The organism is Streptomyces tricolor, assembly GCF_002155905.1.
Classification (GTDB): Bacteria; Actinomycetota; Actinomycetes; order Streptomycetales; family Streptomycetaceae; genus Streptomyces; species Streptomyces tricolor.
In genome coordinates, this window is the sequence record NZ_MUMF01001018.1 from 1 (window position 1) to 679 (window position 679).

General features: G+C 72.0%; 1 protein-coding gene. It reads left to right on the forward strand.

Going from position 1 to position 679, the window contains the following annotated elements; translation table 11 throughout:
* Positions 1-76: 76 nt before the first annotated feature.
* The coding region (locus tag CCN44_RS42445; protein ID WP_331478635.1) for an ATP-dependent DNA helicase at positions 77-679 on the forward strand (603 nt) is incomplete at its 3' end.

Genomic DNA, 679 nt, shown 5'->3' on the forward strand with positions numbered 1-679 from the left:
GCCCGGCCGTGATTCCACCCCCCGCCTCCCCGGTGACCACCCGTTTGTCAGTGCAGGGCCGTAGGGTGGTCAGGCTATGACGAAGCCCTCACTCTCCGATCTCCTGCACGCCGCTGTCTCAGCCGTCGGCGGCACGGAGCGCCCCGGCCAGGTGACCATGGCCGAAGCGGTCGCCGAGGCGATCGACGACGGATCCCACCTGCTGGTCCAGGCCGGCACCGGCACCGGAAAGTCGCTCGGCTATCTCGTGCCCGCGCTCGCGCACGGAGAACGGGTGGTCGTCGCGACGGCCACGCTCGCCCTGCAGCGTCAGCTGGTGGAGCGGGACCTGCCGCGCACGGTCGACGCCCTGCACCCACTGCTGCGCCGCCGCCCGGAGTTCGCGATGCTCAAGGGCCGGTCGAACTACCTGTGCCTGCACCGCCTGCACGAGGGCATGCCGCAGGACGAGGAGGAGGGGCTGTTCGACCAGTTCGAGGCCGCCGCGCCCACCAGCAAGCTGGGCCAGGACCTCCTGAGGCTGCGGGACTGGGCGGACGAGACGGAGAGCGGCGACCGCGACGATCTCACCCCGGGCGTCTCGGACCGCGCCTGGTCGCAGGTGTCGGTGTCGTCACGCGAGTGCCTGGGCGCGTCGAAGTGCGCGTACGGCGCCGAGTGCTTCGCGGAGATGGCCCGC